The 515-nt window shown below is 46.6% G+C and carries 2 protein-coding genes; both read right to left on the reverse strand.

Annotated features, from left to right (window positions below):
- A partial coding sequence (locus R7190_RS30860; protein WP_318138342.1) for a hypothetical protein occupies positions 1-224 on the reverse strand: 224 nt, incomplete at its 3' end.
- 7 nt (positions 225-231) lie between these two features.
- Positions 232-515 (reverse strand): SPASM domain-containing protein (locus tag R7190_RS30865; protein WP_318138343.1); only part of this gene is annotated, 284 nt, incomplete at its 5' end.

The following is a 515-nucleotide window of genomic DNA, read 5'->3' on the forward strand; positions in this document are numbered from 1 at the left end:
AAACCGACGTCATCTAACAAGATAACAAGCACGTTAGGTGCATCTTTTGGTGCCGCGATTCGGCGAGTTGGCTCGGGGCGCTGAACATCTCGCACGTCGAGTTGAGTGTAAGTTTGGGGCTCAATGTCAGGAATTGGGAGCTTTGTTCTGTCTACCGTTCCTGCCGCAACCAAACACGGAGCGAGCGCTCCGGTGATGGTCACCGTTGTTTTCAAAATATCCATTTATTGATTACCTTTTATTAGAGGGTGTAAGGATTAAAGGGCCGTCTAATGCTTGCATGACATAGCTTGCTGGATAGCCATGAGCTAAGAGCGTCGTCATTGCTTGCAAATACTTTTGTACTGAGCTGAAAAAATAGAAATAACCATCACAAAGGACGTTTTCATACTCACCAGTGTCGGAGAGATAGCGATGTTTTGGGCAGCCGCCGTTGCAGAGAGACAAGAACTGGCATTGTTTACATCGCATAGATAAGCGGGATTCTTTGTTGAACTGAAGTTCGTGATTCAGCG

It is taken from the genome of Vibrio sp. 1078-1, assembly GCF_033340475.1.